Origin of the sequence: Kribbella antiqua (assembly GCF_004345665.1) — a bacterium.
GTDB lineage: Bacteria > Actinomycetota > Actinomycetes > Propionibacteriales > Kribbellaceae > Kribbella > Kribbella antiqua.
On the sequence record NZ_SLWR01000002.1, the window covers coordinates 627903 to 645800 of the forward strand.

At 66.7% G+C, this 17898-nt stretch carries 13 protein-coding genes; 5 read left to right on the forward strand and 8 right to left on the reverse strand.

Features of this window, described 5'->3' with window-relative positions; all coding sequences use genetic code 11:
* Positions 1-94 precede the first annotated feature (94 nt).
* The gene (locus EV646_RS08845; protein ID WP_132145850.1) at positions 95-2128 is read left to right on the forward strand and encodes a phosphocholine-specific phospholipase C; all 2034 of its coding nucleotides are present in this window, start codon (positions 95-97) and stop codon (positions 2126-2128) included.
* 2 nt (positions 2129-2130) lie between these two features.
* Here the strand turns inward: EV646_RS08845 and EV646_RS08850 are convergent, their stop codons facing one another.
* Genes EV646_RS08850 through EV646_RS08870 form a run of 5 tightly spaced genes read right to left on the reverse strand, consistent with a single transcriptional unit; the run spans position 2131 to position 7651 of the window.
* A complete protein-coding gene (locus tag EV646_RS08850; RefSeq protein ID WP_132145852.1) occupies positions 2131-3015 on the reverse strand; it encodes an ABC transporter ATP-binding protein in 885 nt (294 codons plus the stop codon).
* Positions 3012-3827 (reverse strand): ABC transporter ATP-binding protein, encoded by an 816-nt coding sequence (locus EV646_RS08855; RefSeq protein ID WP_132145854.1) that lies wholly within the window; start codon positions 3825-3827, stop codon positions 3012-3014. Before EV646_RS08855 ends, EV646_RS08850 begins: the two co-directional genes overlap by 4 nt.
* Positions 3820-4695: an ABC transporter permease gene (locus tag EV646_RS08860; RefSeq protein ID WP_241995590.1), complete on the reverse strand. Its 876-nt coding sequence runs from the start codon at positions 4693-4695 to the stop codon at positions 3820-3822. Before EV646_RS08860 ends, EV646_RS08855 begins: the two co-directional genes overlap by 8 nt.
* Before the next feature lie 5 nt (positions 4696-4700).
* Complete coding sequence (locus tag EV646_RS08865; RefSeq protein WP_241995592.1) at positions 4701-5774, reverse strand: ABC transporter permease; 1074 nt, start codon at positions 5772-5774, stop codon at positions 4701-4703.
* Positions 5775-5791: 17 nt separating this feature from the next.
* Positions 5792-7651 carry an ABC transporter substrate-binding protein gene (locus EV646_RS08870; protein ID WP_241995594.1) on the reverse strand — a complete coding sequence of 620 codons (1860 nt, stop codon included), beginning with the start codon at positions 7649-7651 and terminating at the stop codon, positions 5792-5794.
* Between the two features lie 296 nt (positions 7652-7947).
* On the opposite strand from EV646_RS08870, the gene EV646_RS08875 reads away from it, so the two are divergent.
* Positions 7948-8763 (forward strand): class I SAM-dependent methyltransferase, encoded by an 816-nt coding sequence (locus EV646_RS08875; protein ID WP_132145859.1) that lies wholly within the window; start codon positions 7948-7950, stop codon positions 8761-8763.
* Positions 8764-8882: 119 nt separating this feature from the next.
* Positions 8883-10673: a BTAD domain-containing putative transcriptional regulator gene (locus tag EV646_RS08880; RefSeq protein ID WP_132145861.1), complete on the forward strand. Its 1791-nt coding sequence runs from the start codon at positions 8883-8885 to the stop codon at positions 10671-10673.
* Here the strand turns inward: EV646_RS08880 and EV646_RS08885 are convergent.
* Entirely contained in the window at positions 10670-13627 is a 2958-nt protein-coding gene (locus EV646_RS08885) for a sacsin N-terminal ATP-binding-like domain-containing protein (protein ID WP_241995596.1), read from the reverse strand. The genes EV646_RS08880 and EV646_RS08885 overlap by 4 nt on opposite strands.
* A 22-nt stretch (positions 13628-13649) precedes the next feature.
* Positions 13650-14555: a DUF4383 domain-containing protein gene (locus EV646_RS39930; protein ID WP_241995600.1), complete on the reverse strand. Its 906-nt coding sequence runs from the start codon at positions 14553-14555 to the stop codon at positions 13650-13652.
* Positions 14556-14583: 28 nt separating this feature from the next.
* Here EV646_RS39930 and EV646_RS08900 point away from each other — a divergent pair, with 28 nt between their 5' ends.
* Positions 14584-15363: an SGNH/GDSL hydrolase family protein gene (locus tag EV646_RS08900; RefSeq protein WP_199236878.1), complete on the forward strand. Its 780-nt coding sequence runs from the start codon at positions 14584-14586 to the stop codon at positions 15361-15363.
* A 9-nt stretch (positions 15364-15372) separates the two neighbouring features.
* Positions 15373-15954, forward strand: a complete 582-nt coding sequence (locus EV646_RS08905; protein ID WP_132145869.1) for a GNAT family N-acetyltransferase — start codon at positions 15373-15375, stop codon at positions 15952-15954.
* 78 nt (positions 15955-16032) lie between these two features.
* On the opposite strand, the gene EV646_RS08910 is transcribed toward EV646_RS08905, so the two are convergent.
* Positions 16033-17877, reverse strand: a complete 1845-nt coding sequence (locus EV646_RS08910) for a rhamnogalacturonan lyase (protein ID WP_132145871.1) — start codon at positions 17875-17877, stop codon at positions 16033-16035.
* Positions 17878-17898 lie beyond the last annotated feature (21 nt).

Genomic DNA, 17898 nt, shown 5'->3' on the forward strand with positions numbered 1-17898 from the left:
ATCTTTCGTCGGTTAATCGTTCAGGCTAGGGTGCGGCCGACGCAGTGCTGGTGTTCCAGACTCCATCCCCCCAACCGCCCACCAGGAGACCACCATGCCAGACATCAACCGCCGCAGGTTCCTGCAGGTCGCCGGTGCGTCCGCCGCCTTCGCCGCGATGGCGAACAGTATCGAGCAGGCCGCCGCGATCCCGGCCTCGCGCCGGTACGGCGACCTCCGCGACGTCGAGCACATCGTCGTACTGATGCAGGAGAACCGCTCGTTCGACCACTACTTCGGCACCCTGAAGGGCGTCCGCGGGTTCGGCGATCCCCGGCCGGTGACGCTGCCCAGCGGCAAGCCGGTGTGGTACCAGAAGGATGCCCTCGGCAAGGAGATCCTGCCGTTCCGGCCGGATGCCGACAACCTCGGGCTGCAGTTCATCCAGGACCTCGCGCACGGCTGGTCCGACGGTCACCTGGCCTTCAACTCGGGTCGGTACGACAAGTGGATCCCGGCCAAGACCGCCACCACGATGGCGTACCTGACCCGCGAGGACATCCCGTTCCACTACGCGCTCGCCGACAAGTTCACGCTGTGCGACGCGTATCACTGCTCGTTCATCGGCTCGACCGACCCGAACCGCTACTACATGTGGACCGGCTACACCGGCAACGACGGCACCGGCGGCGGCCCGGTCCTGGGCAACGACGAGGCCGGCTACGGCTGGACGACGTACCCGGAACGGCTGGAGCAGGCCGGGGTGTCGTGGAAGATCTACCAGGACATCGGCGACGGCCTGGACGCGGCCGGCAGCTGGGGCTGGATCAACGACGCGTACCGCGGCAACTACGGCGACAACTCGTTGCTCTACTTCAACAACTACCGCAACGCCGAGCCCGGGAATCCCCTGTACGACAAGGCCCGCACCGGCACCAACGCCAAGGCCGGCGAGAACCTGTTCGCGCAGCTGACCGCGGACGTGCAGCAGAACCGGCTGCCGAAGATCTCCTGGATCGCGGCGCCCGAGGCGTTCACCGAGCACCCGAACTGGCCGGCCAACTACGGCGCCTGGTACATCTCCCAGGTCCTCGACGCGCTCACCTCGAACCCGGAGGTCTGGAGCAAGACCGCGCTCTTCATCACGTACGACGAGAACGACGGCTTCTTCGACCACGTCGTACCGCCGTACCCGCCATCGTCGGCATCGCAAGGACTGTCGACAATCGACACCGCGCCTGACTACTACACGGGGAACAAGGCCGCACCGGGTCCTTACGGCCTGGGTCAGCGGGTGCCGATGTTCGTGGTGTCGCCGTGGAGCACCGGCGGCTACACCTGCTCGCAGGTCTTCGACCACACCTCGATCATCCGCTTCATGGAGAACAGGTTCGGCGTGCACGAGCCGAACATCTCGCCGTGGCGCCGGGCGATCTGTGGCGACCTCACCTCCGCCTTCGACTTCGGCACCTCGAGCACGCAACCCGCCACCCTTCCCGACACCGCGGCGTACGAACCGCCGGACCACAACCGGCACCCCGACTACGTACCGACGCCGCCCGCGGTCGGCAGTGTGCCGCGGCAGGAGCGCGGCTACCGCCGTACCAGGCCGTTGCCCTACGCACCGGTCGTCGACGGGACCGTCGCCGGCGGCAAGTACACGCTCACCTTCAAGTCAGGTTTGAAGGCCGGCGCCCAATTCCTCATCACCTCGGCGAACCGCTCCGACGGCCCGTGGACCTACACGACCGAAGCCGGCAAGAGCATCGCGGACAGCTGGAACACGATCTACTCCGCCGGCGTCTACGACCTCACCGTCCACGGCCCGAACGGCTTCCTGCGCACCTTCAAGGGCAAGCCCGCGACCGGCCTCGAGATCACCGCCCGCGAGAACGCCACCACCGGCAACCTCGACCTCACCTTCACCACCGACGTCGCCCGCCGCATCACCATCACCAACGCGTACGGCGGCAAGCCCAAGCGACTCGACCTCCGCCCCGGCACCACGCCGTACACCATCACCACCACCAGCCGCTGGTACGACGTCCAGGTCACCACCGACTCCGACACGTCGTACCTCCGCCGCTTCGCCGGCCACATCGAAACCGGCACCCCGGGCGTGAGCGACCCAGCGATCAAGACGGTCTGAGGTCAGATGACCGGCGTCTCCGGAGCGGTGGCGGGGGCGTCGGTCTTCTCTTCTTCGTCGAGTTCGTCGACATTGATGCGGGTGGTCCAGCGGGCGTCGGGGTCGGGTTGCGGGATCGAGTCGAGCAGGAGTTTGGTGTAGGGGTGTGACGGCTCGTGCATCACCGTGGAGACCGGGCCGCGTTCGACGATGCTGCCCTTGGTGATGACCATGACCTCTCCGCCGAGGTAGTAGACGGTGGAGAGGTCATGGGTGATGAACAGTGTCGTCATGCCGTGCTCGCGCTGGAAGTCGAGCAGGATGTCCAGGAAGTGCTTGCGGACCTGGGCGTCCAGCATCGACACCGGCTCGTCCGCGATGATGAACGACGGCCGCAGCATGTGCACCCGGGCCAGCATGATGCGTTGCCGCTGACCGCCGGAGAGCTGGTGCGGGTAGCGGCCGAGGACGTTCTCCGGCTCGAGCCGAACTGCCCTCAGCGACTCCTCGATCAGCTCGAGACCCGTGGCCCGGGTTGACGCGAGTCCGAACTTCTTCACCGCCTTCCACAGCGCGCGATCGACGCGATAGAAAGGGTTGAAGATCGCGTAGGGGTCCTGGAACACCGGCTGCACGTCGCGCCGGTATTCGTCGTACTCGGCGCGACTCAGCTTGAAGATGTCCTTGCCGCCGTACAGCACGGATCCGGCTGTCGGTTTCTGCAGGCCGAGCACGTTGCGGGCAATGGTGCTCTTCCCGCTGCCGCTCTGGCCGACCAGGCTCACGACCTGCGGCGGCGATGCGGCGAGCGTGAAGCTCACGTCGTCCACCGCGGTGATGTAGCCGCCTTCGACCCCACGGGCGTGGAATCGTTGCTGTACGCCCCGAAGCTCGAGCTCGGACTTCACGATGCCCTCCTTCCAACGCGCGGGATCGACTCGATCAGTTGGCGGGTGTAGGGATCCCGTGGATCCTTGAACACCTGCCGTACGTCGCCCACCTCGACCAGCCGGCCCTCGTACATCACCGCGACCCGGTCGGCGAGCTGCGCGTGCACACCCATGTCGTGCGAGATCACCATCAGCGTCACACCGAAGTCGGTGCGCAGATCAGCCAGCGACTGCAGGATCACCCGCTGGATCGTCACGTCGAGCGCGGTGGTCGGCTCGTCCGCGATGACCAGATCCGGTTCGAGTGCGACCGCGATCGCCATCAGCACCCGCTGCTTCATCCCGCCGGACAACTCGTGCGGATACATCCGCGCCACTCGCGGCTCGAGCCCGACCTGGCTCAGCAACGTGGGGATCAGTTCGCGCAGCGTTTCCTTGCGGGCTGGAGCGTGTTCCAGGATCACGTCCTTGAACTGGTCCTGCACCCGCATCACCGGGTTGAGCGAACTCATCGATCCTTGCGGTAGATACGACAACGCCGACCACCGCAGGACGCGCAATTCCTCGCCCTGAACTTTCAGCAGATCCACCGGCGAACGCCCGGCCGGATGGAACATCACGGACCCGGCCGTCACCTTTCCCGGCGGCTTCAGCAGCCGCAGCAGCGCGACGGCGAGCGTACTCTTCCCACTGCCCGACTCCCCCGCGATCCCGAGGATCTCTCCTCGTCGTACGGCGAGATCCAGCCCGCGCACCGCCTTCACGTCACCCCGGTTGGTCGAGTAGGTGACCTCGAGGCCCTTCACTTCCAAGACATTGGAGTCACTCACCGGCGACTCCCCTCAGCCGCGGGTTGTAGACCTCTTCCAACCCGATGTTGATCATGTTCAGCGCCGCGAACAGCAGCGTCAGCAGCACAATCGGTACGACGAACATCGGCCACGCGCCGAGCGTCAGCGCACCGGTGCTGATCGCGTTGAAGATGATCTGCCCGAGGTCGATCACGCCACCAGGCCCGAGCCCGATCACCTCCAGGCCGACCAGCCCGAAGATCGCGCCCAGCGCCGACGACGCGAAGCCGACGCCGATGAACGGCAGCAGGTTCGGCAGCAACTCGGTGACGATGATCTCCAGGTCACGCGCCTTGCTCACCCGGGCCAGATCGACGTACGGGCGCGATCTCAAGCTGAGCACCTGCGACCGGATCGTCTTCGCCGCGAACGGCCAGGAGAAGATCGAGATCATCACCCCGACCTGGAACAGACTGACATTCTTCGCGTACGCCGACAACGCGATCAGCAACGGGAACGTCGGAATCACCAGCAAAATCCCGGTAAACGTCGACAACACCCCATCGATCCAGCCACCCTTGTAGCCGGCGACAAACGCGACGATCACCCCGGCCACGGTCGAAATCACGCCCGCGATCGCGCCGATCTGCAGCGACACCGACATCGCGCTCACGACCATCGCGAACACGTCCCGCCCGTACTGGTCGGTGCCCAGCAGATGATCCGGCCCCGGCACCAGCCACTTCTCGTACGCCGCCACCTCGATCGGATCCGATCCACCACCGATCGCATGAACGATCAGCGGGCTGAACACCGCGAGCAACACCATCAACCCGAGGATGATCAGTCCCACAGCGAGCCTCCGGCTGTGCCGGATCGTCCGCAGTACCGCAGTCAGTAGTCTCATCGTCATCACTTCCAGTACTTGACGCGCGGGTCAAGCAACGGGAGCAGGAGGTCGAGCAACAGGACGGCGGTGAGGACGGAGAAGATGGCCATGTCGGTCACCCCCAGGATCGTGTTGAAATCGAGTTGACGGATCGCCGTGACGAGCGTCGTACCGAGGCCGGGATAGTTGAACAGCTGCTCCACCAGGACGTTGCCGTTGAAGATGAAGCCCAGCGAGATCCCGAACGCGGTCACCTGCGGCAGGTAGCAGTTCCGCAACGCGTAGCGGGTCAGGATCCGCCACGGCTTCAGGCCTTTGGCCTCGGCGTACACCAGGTAGTCCTCGCCGAGCACCGGCACCATCAGCATCCGGGTGGACAGGATCCACCCGAAGGTGCCGATCACCACGATCGACAGCCCGGGCAGCAGTCCGTACTTCAGCACACTGCCGATGAAGTCCAGACTGAAACCGGGACTCAGGTTGGAGTCGTACGCCGATCGCGCTGGGAGCACCCCGAGGCTGTAGGCGAACACGTAGACCAGGATCAGCGCGACGAAGAAGAACGGGACGTGCGCGAGCGCGATCGACAGGTTGGTCGCGATCGCGGATCCGATCTTGCCCCGCCGCCAGCCGGCGATCGCGCCGACGATGACGCCGAGGATCCAGGCCAGTACGGCGGAGATGCCGAGCAGGCCGATGGTCCATGGCAACGACTGCAGGATCACGTCCTGCGCCGGAGTCGGGTAGTTGATCAGCGACGGCCCCAGATCCCCGTGCAGCACCAGGTTCGAAAGGTGCTTGAGGTACTGGGAGAAGATGTTGCCGTCCAGCCCGAACTCGTGCCGGTACCGGCCGATCACCTCGGCACTCGCCTGCTGGTTGTAGACGTAGTTCTGCTGCAGCGTCTGCAGCAGTGTCCGGATCGGATCGCCCGGGATGAGCCGGAAGAAGAAGAACGCGATGGTGAGCGCGCCCCACAGCTCCACCAGGTAGAGACCGAACCGCCGGATCGCGTACGCCGCCAGCGGATGCCTCGACAGCCACGCCCGGACCCCAGTCACGGGCGTGGTCCGCGAGGATTCCTCGACGGTCGTCACCGGCGGAGCCTCCGCCGTCACGCCGGTCCCTTCTGTCCCGTCGCCTTCAGTCTGCCCAGTACGAAGATGAAGTGCGGCCACCAGTTCAACGGCACTTGGTACAAGTCGTCGTCGGTCGGCCACCCGGTCCAGAACGTGGTGTTGAAGAACGACGGATAGCCGGTCTGGATCACCGGGATCAGCGGGAGCTTCTGGAAGTAGATCTCCAGCGCCTGGTCCAGCAGCGGCTTGGCTTCCGCGCTGGTCGGGTCCATCTGCGCCAGCTTCGCCGACAGTTGGTCGAGCTGCGGGTCCCGGAACCGCATCTTGTTCTTGTCCACCGCGTTCGTACCGACCGGCTTGGCCTTGCTGCTCTCCCAGTCCATGTAGAGCTGCTCGGGGTCGAACGAGAACCCGGCCCAGAACGAGTCGATGTCGTACTCGCCGCGCTGGAACTTCTCGTCGTGCACCGACCCGCTCAGGCTGCGCAACGTGGCCGGTACCCCGGCCTTGATCAGCTCGGCCTTGAGCAGGTTCCCGATCGCGTACTCACCACCGTTGACGTCCGACGGGGTGATGATCTCGAGGTTGATCTCCTTGCCCTTGTACGCGCGTTTGCCGTTCGAACCCTTGGGCGCGATCTCGTCGAGCAGCTGGACGGCCTTGTCCGGGCTGAACTCGAACTTGTACTTCTCCGCGAGCTGGTCGTTCTTCCACTTGTCGTTGCTCGGGTAGTCCGCCCACGGGTAGATCGCCGGCGGCACCTTGACCTGCCAGACCGAGTCGCCGATCTTCTGCCGGTCGATCAGGTAGTTGATCGCCCAGTGCATCTTCGGCTCCGCCATCACCCCGCGGGCCGGGTCGTTGTTCAGCCACAAGACCCGCGGGTTCGGGTCGTGGAACTGGGTGGTGACAAGGTTCGGGTAGCCCTGGTTGGTCAGCTGCTTGGCGTGTTCGGCGTCGATCGAGCCGACGTCGAACTCGGCCTTCTCGAACGCCAGCGACGCCTGGTCGGCCTGCTTCGACGTGCTTTGGAAGATCGCGTACTGCGGCGCCGGGTCCAGCTTGTCCTTGGCCCAGTAGTCCGGGTTCTTCTTCCAGACGAACATCTTCAGGTTCCGGATCGGCTTGTCCAGCACGTACGGCCCGGTCCGGATCGGCGGGTTGGACTTGAACTTGGTCGGGTCCTGGCCGCGCCAGATGTGTTCGGGCAGGATCTCGTACGGCGGCGCGGCGATCGCGGCGACGAATCCGTAGTGCAGCCGTGGGGTCGGCTTGTTCATCTTGATGACCGCGGTGTTGGCGTCCGGCGTTTCGACCGTCTGGACGAAGTCGGTCAGGTCGCCGCCGCCACCGAGCAGATCCTTGCGGTCCCGCAGCAGTTCGACGGTGAACTTGAAGTCCTTCGAGGTGAACGGCTGACCGTCGCTCCACTTCGCCTTCGGGTCGAACTTGAAAGTGAGCTCGGTGTGGTTGTCGTTGTACTTGTACTCGGTCGCCAGCCACGGCTTCAGCTCGCCGGTGGCGAGGTTCAGGTAGAACAGCGCCTCCATCGCCAGCGACTCCAGGCCGGCGCTGGAGGGGGCGCCGTTCGGGATCAGCCGGTTCCAGCTGTCGAACACGGTGTAGTCGACCTGGGCGATGATGACCGTCTGATCCCGTGGGGTCGGGATGTTCGCCTTGCCGATCTGGACCGACTTGCTGGCGGCGGGCTTGTTGTTGGCGGGCTTGTCCGAGTACGAGCCTCCGTTGCCGGAGCAGGCGGCGAGGAGTCCAGTTAAGGCCGCGGCCGCACCTCCTCCGACCAGGCTCCGCCGGCTCAGTTGGTAGCGGACGACCTCCGCGACGTCTTCGAACTGCGGGCGCGGCCCTTCATTCATGTCGGACACAGCGTTCATGACGACCTCCAATGTCGTTTGCGCGGACCACGGCGTTACCGATCGGAAGGTGTCACGGACTATAAGTAGTCATGACAACGTTGGCAAGATGTCGGCTCTAACGTTGCAATCAGCGCAATAGCCGCGCTGCTCAGTGGATATACCAACCTGTGACAACGTTGGTTCGCTCTGCGTGATCGACCCCCGCGCGAGGCACCGGGTGAGCCGTCACACGCCACGTCACACGGTGACCGCCTTCCCTGGGTACGTCGGCCGCATCGGGTGGCCGCGGAACACCTCTCAGGGGGAGACGACAGATGACGACTACGGCCATTGATTTCGAGGCCATCAAGGACAAGCAGCGGGCCGGGTGGGAGACCGGGGACTACACACGAGTCGGCAACACGCTGCAGATCATGGCCGAGTTGCTGGTCGAGGCCGCCGACGTACGAGCTGGGCAACAGGTGCTGGACGTCGCTTCGGGTCAGGGCAACGCGGCGATGGCCGCGGCGCGGCGGTTCGCCGAGGCGACCGGCGTGGACTACGCGGTCAACCTGCTGGAGCAGGGTCGTGAACGTGCGGCGGCGGAACACCTTCCGGTCACCTTCATCGAGGGCGACGCGGAGAAACTGCCGGTGCCGGACCAGGCGTTCGATCTGGTCGTGAGCACAGTCGGCGTGATGTTCGCGCCCGACCACCAGAAGGCCGCGGACGAGCTGGTCCGGGTGACCAAGCCGGGCGGCAAGATCGGACTGGCGTGCTGGACGCCGACCGGCATGGTCGGCCAGCTCTTCAAGACGGTCGCGAAGTGGGCGCCACCGCCCGCGGGCGTGCGTTCGCCGACCCTGTGGGGTACGCCGGAGCACTTGACCGAGCTGTTCGGCGACCGGGTCGAGTGGACCAGCCTGACCAAGCGCGAGTACGTGTTCCGGTACTACACGCCGCAGCACTTCTCCGAGTGGTTCCGGCAGTTCTACGGGCCGATCACGCGGCTGGCCGGCACTCTGTCCGGCGAGGAGCTGCGAGAGTTCGCAGCCGATCTCGCGGAGGTCGCGCGTACCTTCAACCAGGCCGACGACGGGACGGTGGCCGCACCGTCCGAGTACCTCGAAGCAGTGGGAATCCGCCGCTGAGGGGGCGACACTGAAACTCACGGGTCAACCCACCTGCTTGTGGGTTGCGGACCCAGATTCTGGTTGCGCAACCCACCACGTGAGGGGCTGACCTATCAGATCCGGAGGGGGCGAACGGGATGGTGACGATCCGGTTGCTGGGGCCGCCGGCGATCGAGCGCGGCGTGGAGCCGGGTCGTCAGCCGCGGGGACGCAAGGCGTGGGCGCTGGTCGGCTATCTGCTGCTGGCCGAGCGGCCGCCCAGTCGCCGGCGTTTGGCCGAGCTGTTCTTCGCGGACGCAGACGATCCACTGGGTGCATTGCGTTGGACCTTGGCCGAGCTTCGGCGGACCATCGGCGTACCGGATCTGCTGAGGGGGGATCCGGTGGTGACGTCGCTTGGCGATACGACGGTGGACGCGTTGCTGCTCACCCAGCCGTCGGCCGCGCCGGAGTCGTTGCTGGCGTACGGCGGTTCGCTGCTGGAGGGGATGGAGCTGGAGTCGTGTCCTGAGTTCGAGTCGTGGTTGCTGGTGGAGCGACGCCGGCTCGCGGGGGTCATCGAGGCACGGCTTCGGCAGAACGCCATCGCCTTGGTTGCGGCTGGGCGTGCCGCGGAGGCGATTCCCTTTGCTGCAAAGGCTGTCTCATTGAATTCGCTTGAACAAGGCAACCATGAACTGCTGATCAGGAGCATGGCCGCTTCCGGCGATCGTACGAGCGCCCTGCGGCAAATCGCGCTCTGCGAGGACTTGTTCCGGCGTGAGCTCGGCATCGAAGTGACTTCCGCACTGCGCGAAGCGGCGTCGGTCGGACCGGGCCGGCCGTCGGCTCCACCGTTGAGCGGACGGGCTGCCGCGATGAGTCAACTGCAGGCCGGGCGAGCGGCGATTTTGGCCGGTGCCGTCGATGCGGGTCTGCAGTGCTTGCGACAGGCTTCCGAACTGGCCGTGCAATGCCACGACAAGTCGCTGGAGGCACGCGCCCTCGCGGCTCTCGGCAGTGCGCTCGTCCACGCGATCCGTGGGCATGACGAGGAGGGCGCGATCATCTTGCAGGAGGCATTGATGGTCGCCTCCGAGGCCGGGGAACGGGCAACGGCCGTGGTTGCCCAGCGTGAACTGGGTTTCGTCGAGGTCCAGGCCGGGCGGCGCAAGACCGGTGACGAATGGCTGGCCAAGGCTCAGGCGCTGGCCGAGACCGATGAGGAGAACGCCGCGATCCTCGGCGTACGCGGGATGAACTCCTCCGACCGGTCCGACTACGCGGCCGCGTTCGAGCAGTTGGGTGAGTCTGTCGAGCTCGCTGCACGCTGCGGTGATCATCGGCAGCAAGCCTGGTCGCTGTCACTGGTGGGCCGGGCGCATCTACTGCGGTCGGAGTACAGCCAGGCCGCGGCGTCGGTGGCCGAGTCGCTGGAGTTGGTCCGTCGGCAACGCTGGATCGCCTTCCTGCCTTGGCCGCAGGCGCTCGCCGCCGAGCTCGACCTGTACGCCGGTAAGTTCGACACGTCCGCCGAGGGATTCGAGGAGGCGTGGACGCTGGGCTGCCAGCTCCACGACCCGTGCTGGGAAGGGATGGCGGGGCGCGGGCTGGCACTGGTCAACGCCAACCGGGGCGACTATCCCGCCGCTCAGGAATGGCTCGACCAGGCGTTGGCTCGGTCGAGCCACGAGCCGGATCGCTATCAGTGGGTTCACGCGTATGTGCTGGATGCGGCGGTCGCTACGGCCATTGCGCACGATGACCATGAGCGGGCGACCGGGCTCGCGAACAGGATGTCGTCGCTCGCCGCACGTTGCGACATGCGCGAGATGCAGGTCCGCGCCCAACTGCATCTCGGCCATCTCGGCGACCGCCGCGCCGCAGCCTCCGCCCGATCCCTCAGCACCGACATCGACAACCCCGCGTTAGCCGACCTGCTCGCTTAGTCGAAGGCGGCGTCGACCAAAAGCTCAGAGCTGCGGTCCGGTTCGTTCAGTACGGCGCGGATGACGTGCCGCTGGTCCCAGCGGCCGCCGGCCCACGCGAGCGCCTTCGCCAGTCCGTCGAACGTCGCCGCGTGCGGAGCGCCGTCGTCGTCCACCCACCACGACACCTCGACCCCGTCGACGGTGAGCTCCTCGTGCTCCCACCACGTCTGCGGAACCTCCGACACCAGCTCACGAACGATCGGCGGCACGTCCGCCGCCAGCCCCTCACCATCAACCTTGCCCTGGGCAACTTCTTGCGCCATCGGTACGTCGAACAGGTCGCTCAACCCGTCGGCCGCCGCACCAGAGGCGACGACGAAACCGCCCAGATCCTCACGCTGCAACCACATCGGAGCATCCACGACCACCGCCTCGCTGATGTCGATGACCCGCGTCCTGCCGTCGTCCGTGAGTACCCGCAACTCCTCCGGCGGTTCGGCCGGGAAGAGAGCCAAGGGACCGAGTTGACTCCACAGCCGCAGGATCGCGCTCTCGTCGACCTCGCGCTCGGGATCGGCGAGCCGGCCGAGGACCAGACTGATGCCGTCGGCATCGAGATCGCCGACCTCCCGGACGAGGCCGACCGCCGTACGCACCTCGGGATCGAGTCGGGCCGTCCAGGCCGGCGCCTCGTCGAGGAATTGCGCGAGGACGGGATCGGCCTCCGGATCGGCCCGCCCGGCAAGGGGTTCGCCATCCTCGAGCAGCACGCGTTCCCGGATCCACCACGCCGCGTACGACGGCACGCCGAGCGGACGGTCGTCCGGTCCGACGACGCGTACCTGGGTGACGAGGGCGCGCCTCAGGTCGGGTGATGAGCCGAGGAGTTCGAGTACGCGCGGCCAGGCGTCGTCCGTGATCCAGTCGAGGTCGCGGATCGCGGTGAGCTCCCCGATCGTTGCGCCGTACCGCGATCCGTCCGGCGCCACGTCGTACGCCCAGTCCTCGATGCCGTCCAGGTCCTTGAGGGACTCGGGCAACTCGTCGAGTGCGACGTCGGAGGCGGTCACGGCTCCGAGGGTCGCGAGTACGCCGACGGCCTCGAGTGCGGGGAGGCCGTAGCGGTCGAGGGCGGCGCGGTCGATCGGCGCGACCTCTTCGTCGTCGAGCACTTCCTCGGCTTCGGAGCCTGGGATCACCAGCGCGTTCGCCGGGACGAGGTCGCCGTCCGCGTCGCGCAGTACGAGGTCCGACAACCACCACAGGCCTTCGGCTTGGGACGGATCGGCCGCGACCAGGCTGAGTACGGCGTGCGCGATCGCGTCCGGGTCGTCGGCCTCGGCGGAGTGCTCGACGGCCGTGCGTACGGCGCCGTCCTCCAGCAGCGTGCGCGGTGTCGCGGGCAGCGCGCCGAGACGCTCGAGGGCTGGGTCGGCGGCGTCGGGGTGGACGACGCGTACGCCGTACTCGCCGAAGGCTGCGAGGACGTCGAGGGGGAGTTCTGGCGCGGGGAGCAATAGTCCGCGTACGCCGCGCACCAGTCGGCCGTCGGCGAGTGGGACGGGAAGTGTGCCGAGCGATTCCCGGAGCAGCGGGTCGGTGACCATGCCGGAGAGGGACGAGTAGAGCGCCCGCCACCACTCGGGGTCTTCGCTGGCCCCGAGCTGATCCACGACCTCGGCAAGCTCGAGCCGGCGGACTTGGAGTGCGTCGAGCGCGGCGCGGAATTGGAGCGACGACCGGATCAGGCCGCGAACGATCGGGGCGAGCACAGTCGTGAACGCTTCATCGGCGCCTTCGACAACGACCGCGTCGCGGGGCCGCAGCAACGTTCCATCCTCAACCGACCTCACCATCGGCGTATCGGGGAGCAGGGCAACGATCTCTTCCCGCAAGGCCCGATCCAGCGCACCCGCAGCCAACCCAGTCGGAACGAACTGCAGTACGTCGTCCCCGTCTTCGGCCCGCTCACGCAGCAACTCCGCATAGGCCTTCGCGGCTTCGGTCACAAGCCGATCCGTCAACGGGCCCTGGGCAACATGCCGCCGAGTCGGATCCAACGGAAAGGACGCCAACAGCAAGGCAGGCAACGACAACGCCTCATCAGTAGGCGTCGGCGCCTGCACCACCCCAGGCAACTCGGCGTCAGTGCGGGGAATTGCCCAGAGGACCGACCAGTTGGGGCGGGAGCGTTCTTCTGTTGGGCGGTCGGCGAGGAGTTGCTCTCGCTCGTGTTCGTCGAAGACGCCGGCGGCGCGGTGGACCCACCAGCGGGACTCCGCGTCTTCCAGGACGCGGTGCTCGTCGTCGGTTTCGATCTCGACTTGGGCGAGGCCCGGAAGAGCCAGCAGCAGCGGATCGCCGGCTTCGGCGAGGAGGCGGCGGACGAGGGTGACGGCAGCTTCGTCGCGGAGCGGCAGGATGACCGCTGTGTCGTAACCCTCCGGCGGCTCCCCCTCGGCTTCGAACGGCAGACGTAGTACCGGCACGTGACCGTCGCGACGCCGTACCTCCGTATCCAGACCGGGCGACTCGAGGGCAGCGATCACGGCAGCTGTGTCAGCACGGGAGAACCGCACGCCGCCGGTGCGCGACAGGATCACCGGCTCGTCCGTCACCGCGAGTACGGCGGAGAAGCCGACGCCGAAGCGACCGACCGACGGCTCGTCCCGCTTCGCCGAAGCCCTCAGCGTGGCGAGCGACTCGACGCCCTCGGCAGACAACGGCGTACCTGTGTTGGCGACGACCAGCGTTTCCCCACGCAACGAGAAATGCACCCGCCCGGGCACACCGGCGCGCGCGGCCGCGTCCGCCGCGTTCTGCGCTAGCTCGATGACGACCCGATCGGCGTACCCCCCAAGCGCGAGATCCTCCTCGGCGTTCGCGTCCTCCCGGAACCGAACCGGCGCGGCCGCCCAACCGGCCAGGACTCGCTCGCGGACAGCCGCCGTACCGAAGAGATCGTCACTCACCCGGTGCAGTATGCCCGGTTACTCAGGTGTGGGTGACCTCAGTACCTTTCGTCGCGGCCCGGCCCAGCAGGAGACCAACCGCGATCATCCCGACTGCCAGGATCAGGTGCAGCCAGTTGTCCGCGGTGTTCACCGGCACGAAGTTCGCCGAGCTCGCCTGGTCGATCAGCAGGCCGTAGAGCCACAGCACGGCGTACACCACCCCGCCACCGATCAGGAACGCCCGCGCACCCGAGACCGTCCGCGCCAGCAGCAACCCGGCAACCCCGAACAGCAGATGTGCGACGTTGTGCAGCACCGACACCTGGAAGACGCCCAGCAGCATCGCCTCGGAGTGGTGCCCACCGAACGACATCGTGTCGTAGTCCGTGGTGATCCCCGGAACGAACCCGAGGACGCCGACGAGCAGGAACACCACGCCCACCGCCGCCGCAACCTTCTGGATCACCGTTATCCGGCCGCCGTCGACCTCAGCCATCGCGACCAGCTCCTTCCCCGTTCCCCCGCCCCACCGGAACCTCTCCGATGCCCCCTCCCGGTACCCGCTCCGGGGCGGATTGCACGCTTGGGCAACGAGGTTTGCACCTTTATTGGAACGGGCAGCCGGGGTTGGGGGCGTCTTCGGAGAGCGGGCTGCCGGCCGGGTTGACGTAGAGGACCTCGAGGACGAGGGCTTGAGGTTGCCGCCGACGTGGACGCTGGTAGGGCCGCTGGGTTCGGTGAAGGAGGCGCCGGCCTGGTAAACGCCGTCGGTCGCGCAGGTGTGCTCCGTGTGGGTGAGCGTGCCCTGCTTGACGAAGGCGTACAACGTGCCGTCGTGGTAGTGCCAACCCGTCGTACCACCGAGGGAAATGGTGATCTCGCGCAGGATGTAGTCCGTCCCGCCGATCGTGGTCTGCGCCCGGATCTTCCCGCTGACTCCGGACATGGTGGCAGGTCGCGGCTATGGTGTTCCGGTGATCCCACCCGGCAGCCGGTACGTCGCCCTCGGTAGCTCGTTCGCCGCGGGCCCAGGAATCAGCCCGATCGTGCACAAGCCGGCGGGCCGATCAGGCAGCAACTATCCGCACCTGGTCGCCGCCGAACTCGGCCTCGACCTGGTCGACGTCACCTACTCCGGCGCGACGACCGCGCACCTCCTGACCGACTCACAGGACGGCGCACCACCACAGCTCGATGCCGTCGGCCCCGAAACCGCCCTGGTCACGATCACTGCCGGAGGCAACGATCTCGAGTACGTCGGGACGTTCATCCGCGGCAGCATGCTGAACACCCTCGCCAAACCGGCCACCGTGCTCGGCCGCCGGGTCGCGAACCGGATCCGGGCGCGCGTGAGCTACCTCAAGGACGATGCTGACTATCAGACCGTGACGGACTCCCTGGTCGCGGTCGTCTCAGGAGTCCGTGAACGGGCGCCTCAGGCTCGCGTGATCCTCGTCGACTACCTGGCTCTGGTCGGCCCGAGTACGCGGCCGCGTCTCGACGTACCGCTGAACGAGGAACAGCTGCCCAGCGTCGCCATGATGGCCGACGGCCTGGCCGCTGCCTTCGCCAAGGCGGCGGCGACATCTGGCGCCGACCTGGTCGCCGCGTCTGCCGCGAGCCTGCAGCACGCCATCGGATCCGCCGAGCCGTGGACGACCGGGTTCAGCCTGCTGCGCGGTGTCTCGTACCACCCGAACGCCGCCGGCATGCGTGCCGTCGCCGATCTCGTGCTGGAAACCCTCCGGTCGTAGGCTCCCGCTATGGGGATCCGGTTGGCAACGACCGCCGACGTCGAGGCGGCGGTGCAGACGCTCGCCCGCGCGTTCGAGGACTATCCGATGACGCGGGTGGGCCTCGACCCGCACGACTACCTCGACCGATTGACGCAGTACCACCGCCTCTTCATTACCGAGATCGGACTACCGCACGGCCGGGTCTGGATCGCCGAGGACGCGAGCGCCGTCGCCGTCTGGACGACGCCGTCCACGCCCCCGGACGTGTTCAGGTCACACGCCGACGCCTTCCGCGACCTCGCCGGCTCCCGCGCGGAGCTCGCCGCGGAATACGAAGAGGCCATGGGCATCTTCCGCCCCCGCGAGCCAAGCTGGTTCCTGACCCTTGTCGGCGTCGATCCCGATCGGCAGCGCCAAGGCCTCGGCCGGGCCGTCATCACCCCCGGCCTCGCTGCCGCCGATGCCGACCACTCGCCCGCGTTCGTCGAAACCCAGGAACCTACCAACCTGCACTTCTACGAATCCCTCGGCTTCACCGTGATCGCCGAACTGGAACTCCCCCACCGAGGCCCGATCCACTACGCGATGTACCGCCCGGCTACGAACTGAATCGCTCGAGCACAGGTCACTTACAAACGAGTGCCGGCGGGGCGCCGTCTTGATGCCGCCCCACCGGGTCTGCAGGTCTTACGGGTTCAGGAAGCTTGCATGGGGTGGCTGGTTGTAGCCGGTGTTCTGCCAGGCGACCGCGAGGCGGTACTGGCGGTCCTGCATCAGCGACACATGCGAGACGCTGGTCGAGTCGGTCGTCGAATAGATCCGCAGAGCGGTGTCGTCCGACGTCGGCCAGATCACCTCCTCACGCCAGTCGCCAAGGATGTCGGCTTGCAACGCCGGCGTCGCCTTGGTCCCGTTGTTGGAATGTACGCCGCTTGCCGTCAGCAACCGGATGTCGGAACTCGTGCCGTACTTGTCGATGTGCGTACCGTCCAGCAGTTCGCGCTGCCGGTCGCCGTCCCACCAGATCACGAAGTTCGTCGACCCCGGCTTGCGGCTGGCGACCTGCGCACCATTGGTTGCCGAGCGCAACCCGGCGACTGCCGACGACCACACCTCAGCGCCCGCGTTGCCGGACCAGATGTCGTCCGCCACACCACGGCCGTTGTCACAGCCACACGACGCGGCTCGCCAAAGCGTCACGCCCGTACGAGCGTCTGCCACCCAGTCTGCGGGCGACGACGAGTTCTCGGATGGCTTGTAGACCTCCAGTCCGGAGCGGCTCGGGACGAGATCGCCGACGTGGTAGGCGTCGCCGTGGCCGGTGCCGTTCGTCCACAAACCGTTGCCATTGTCATCGATCGCCATCGATCCGTACATGATCTCGTCCCGCCCGTCGCTGTCGACATCGGCGATGGACAACTGGTGATTGCCTTGCCCTGTCCAGGCCGACCCGTTCGTGGAACTGTTGCTGTCGAAGGTCCAGCGCCGAGTGAGTGTGCGGTTGGAGTAGTCCCACGCGGAGATGACGGACCTGGTGTAGTAGCCGCGGGCTTCGATGATGCTCGGTCGCGATGTTCCTGCGACGTACGCCGTACCGGCCAGGAATCTGTCGACTCGGTTGCCGTACGAGTCGCCCCACGACGAAACGGTGCCGCGGGGCGGGACGTAGTCGGCGGTCGCCAGCACCTCACCAGTGGTGCCGCTGAACACGGTCAAGAACTCGGGGCCAGTCAGGACATAGCCCGACGAGTTTCGGTAGTCGGCTCCTACGTTGCCGATCACCTGGCCGGTGCCGGATCGGGTGCCGTCGGCGGTCTTGACCACGACCTCGGCTCGGCTGTCGCCGTCGTAGTCGAAGACCTGGAACTGCGTGTAGTGCGCGCCGGCACGGATGTTGCGACCGAGGTCGATCCGCCATTTGCGGGTGCCGTTCAGCTCGTACGCGTCCAGGTAGACGTTGCCGGTGTAGCCGGATTGGGAGTTGTCCTTGGCGTTGGTCGGGTCCCACTTGAGCACGATCTCGTAGGCACCGTCGGCGTCGAGATCGGCGACCGAGGCGTCGTTGGCCGTGTAGGTGTAGGCGACTCCGTCGGGCGTCGTACCGCCGGCCGGCTTCTGAATCGGCACGTCCTGACTGGTCGCCAGGGTGGACACTTCACCGTCCGAGTTTTCGGCTTGTGCGTTGGCTTCGGCTTCTTTGCTGACCGGGCGCACGCTGTAGCGGGCGTCCGGCGGGGCGCCGACGTCGAGGTAGTTGGTGACTTTCGTGGTCGCGATCCTGGTGGAACCGCGGTAGACGGCGTACTCGATGCCTTGCGGATCGTCGTACAACAACCGCCAGGAAAGGAAGTTCCCTTTCCCCGTCCGCAGACTGACCAGCCCACGACCAAGGTTGGCCGTGTCGGTGGGGACTGTCGAGGCAGGAACTGTGGTCGGGGCGGCCGGCGAGGCCTGAGCGTGGACCGCAGTCAAACCGGCACCAAAGCTGGTGACAGCAACAACGACAGCAAGCAACGGACTGACACGTTTCATTGAAACCGTCCAGCGTCGGGC

Bases quoted from the DNA above. Each gene is read 5' to 3' on its own strand.
- EV646_RS08905 (WP_132145869.1), top strand. From the start codon at position 15,373: ATGGGGATCCGGTTGGCAACGACCGCCGACGTCGAGGCGGCGGTGCAG.
- EV646_RS08870 (WP_241995594.1), bottom strand. From the start codon at position 7,651: ATGAACGCTGTGTCCGACATGAATGAAGGGCCGCGCCCGCAGTTCGAA.
- EV646_RS08860 (WP_241995590.1), bottom strand. From the start codon at position 4,695: ATGAGACTACTGACTGCGGTACTGCGGACGATCCGGCACAGCCGGAGG.
- EV646_RS08880 (WP_132145861.1), top strand. From the start codon at position 8,883: ATGGTGACGATCCGGTTGCTGGGGCCGCCGGCGATCGAGCGCGGCGTG.
- EV646_RS39930 (WP_241995600.1), bottom strand. From the start codon at position 14,555: ATGTCCGGAGTCAGCGGGAAGATCCGGGCGCAGACCACGATCGGCGGG.
- EV646_RS08845 (WP_132145850.1), top strand. From the start codon at position 95: ATGCCAGACATCAACCGCCGCAGGTTCCTGCAGGTCGCCGGTGCGTCC.
- EV646_RS08875 (WP_132145859.1), top strand. From the start codon at position 7,948: ATGACGACTACGGCCATTGATTTCGAGGCCATCAAGGACAAGCAGCGG.
- EV646_RS08910 (WP_132145871.1), bottom strand. From the start codon at position 17,877: ATGAAACGTGTCAGTCCGTTGCTTGCTGTCGTTGTTGCTGTCACCAGC.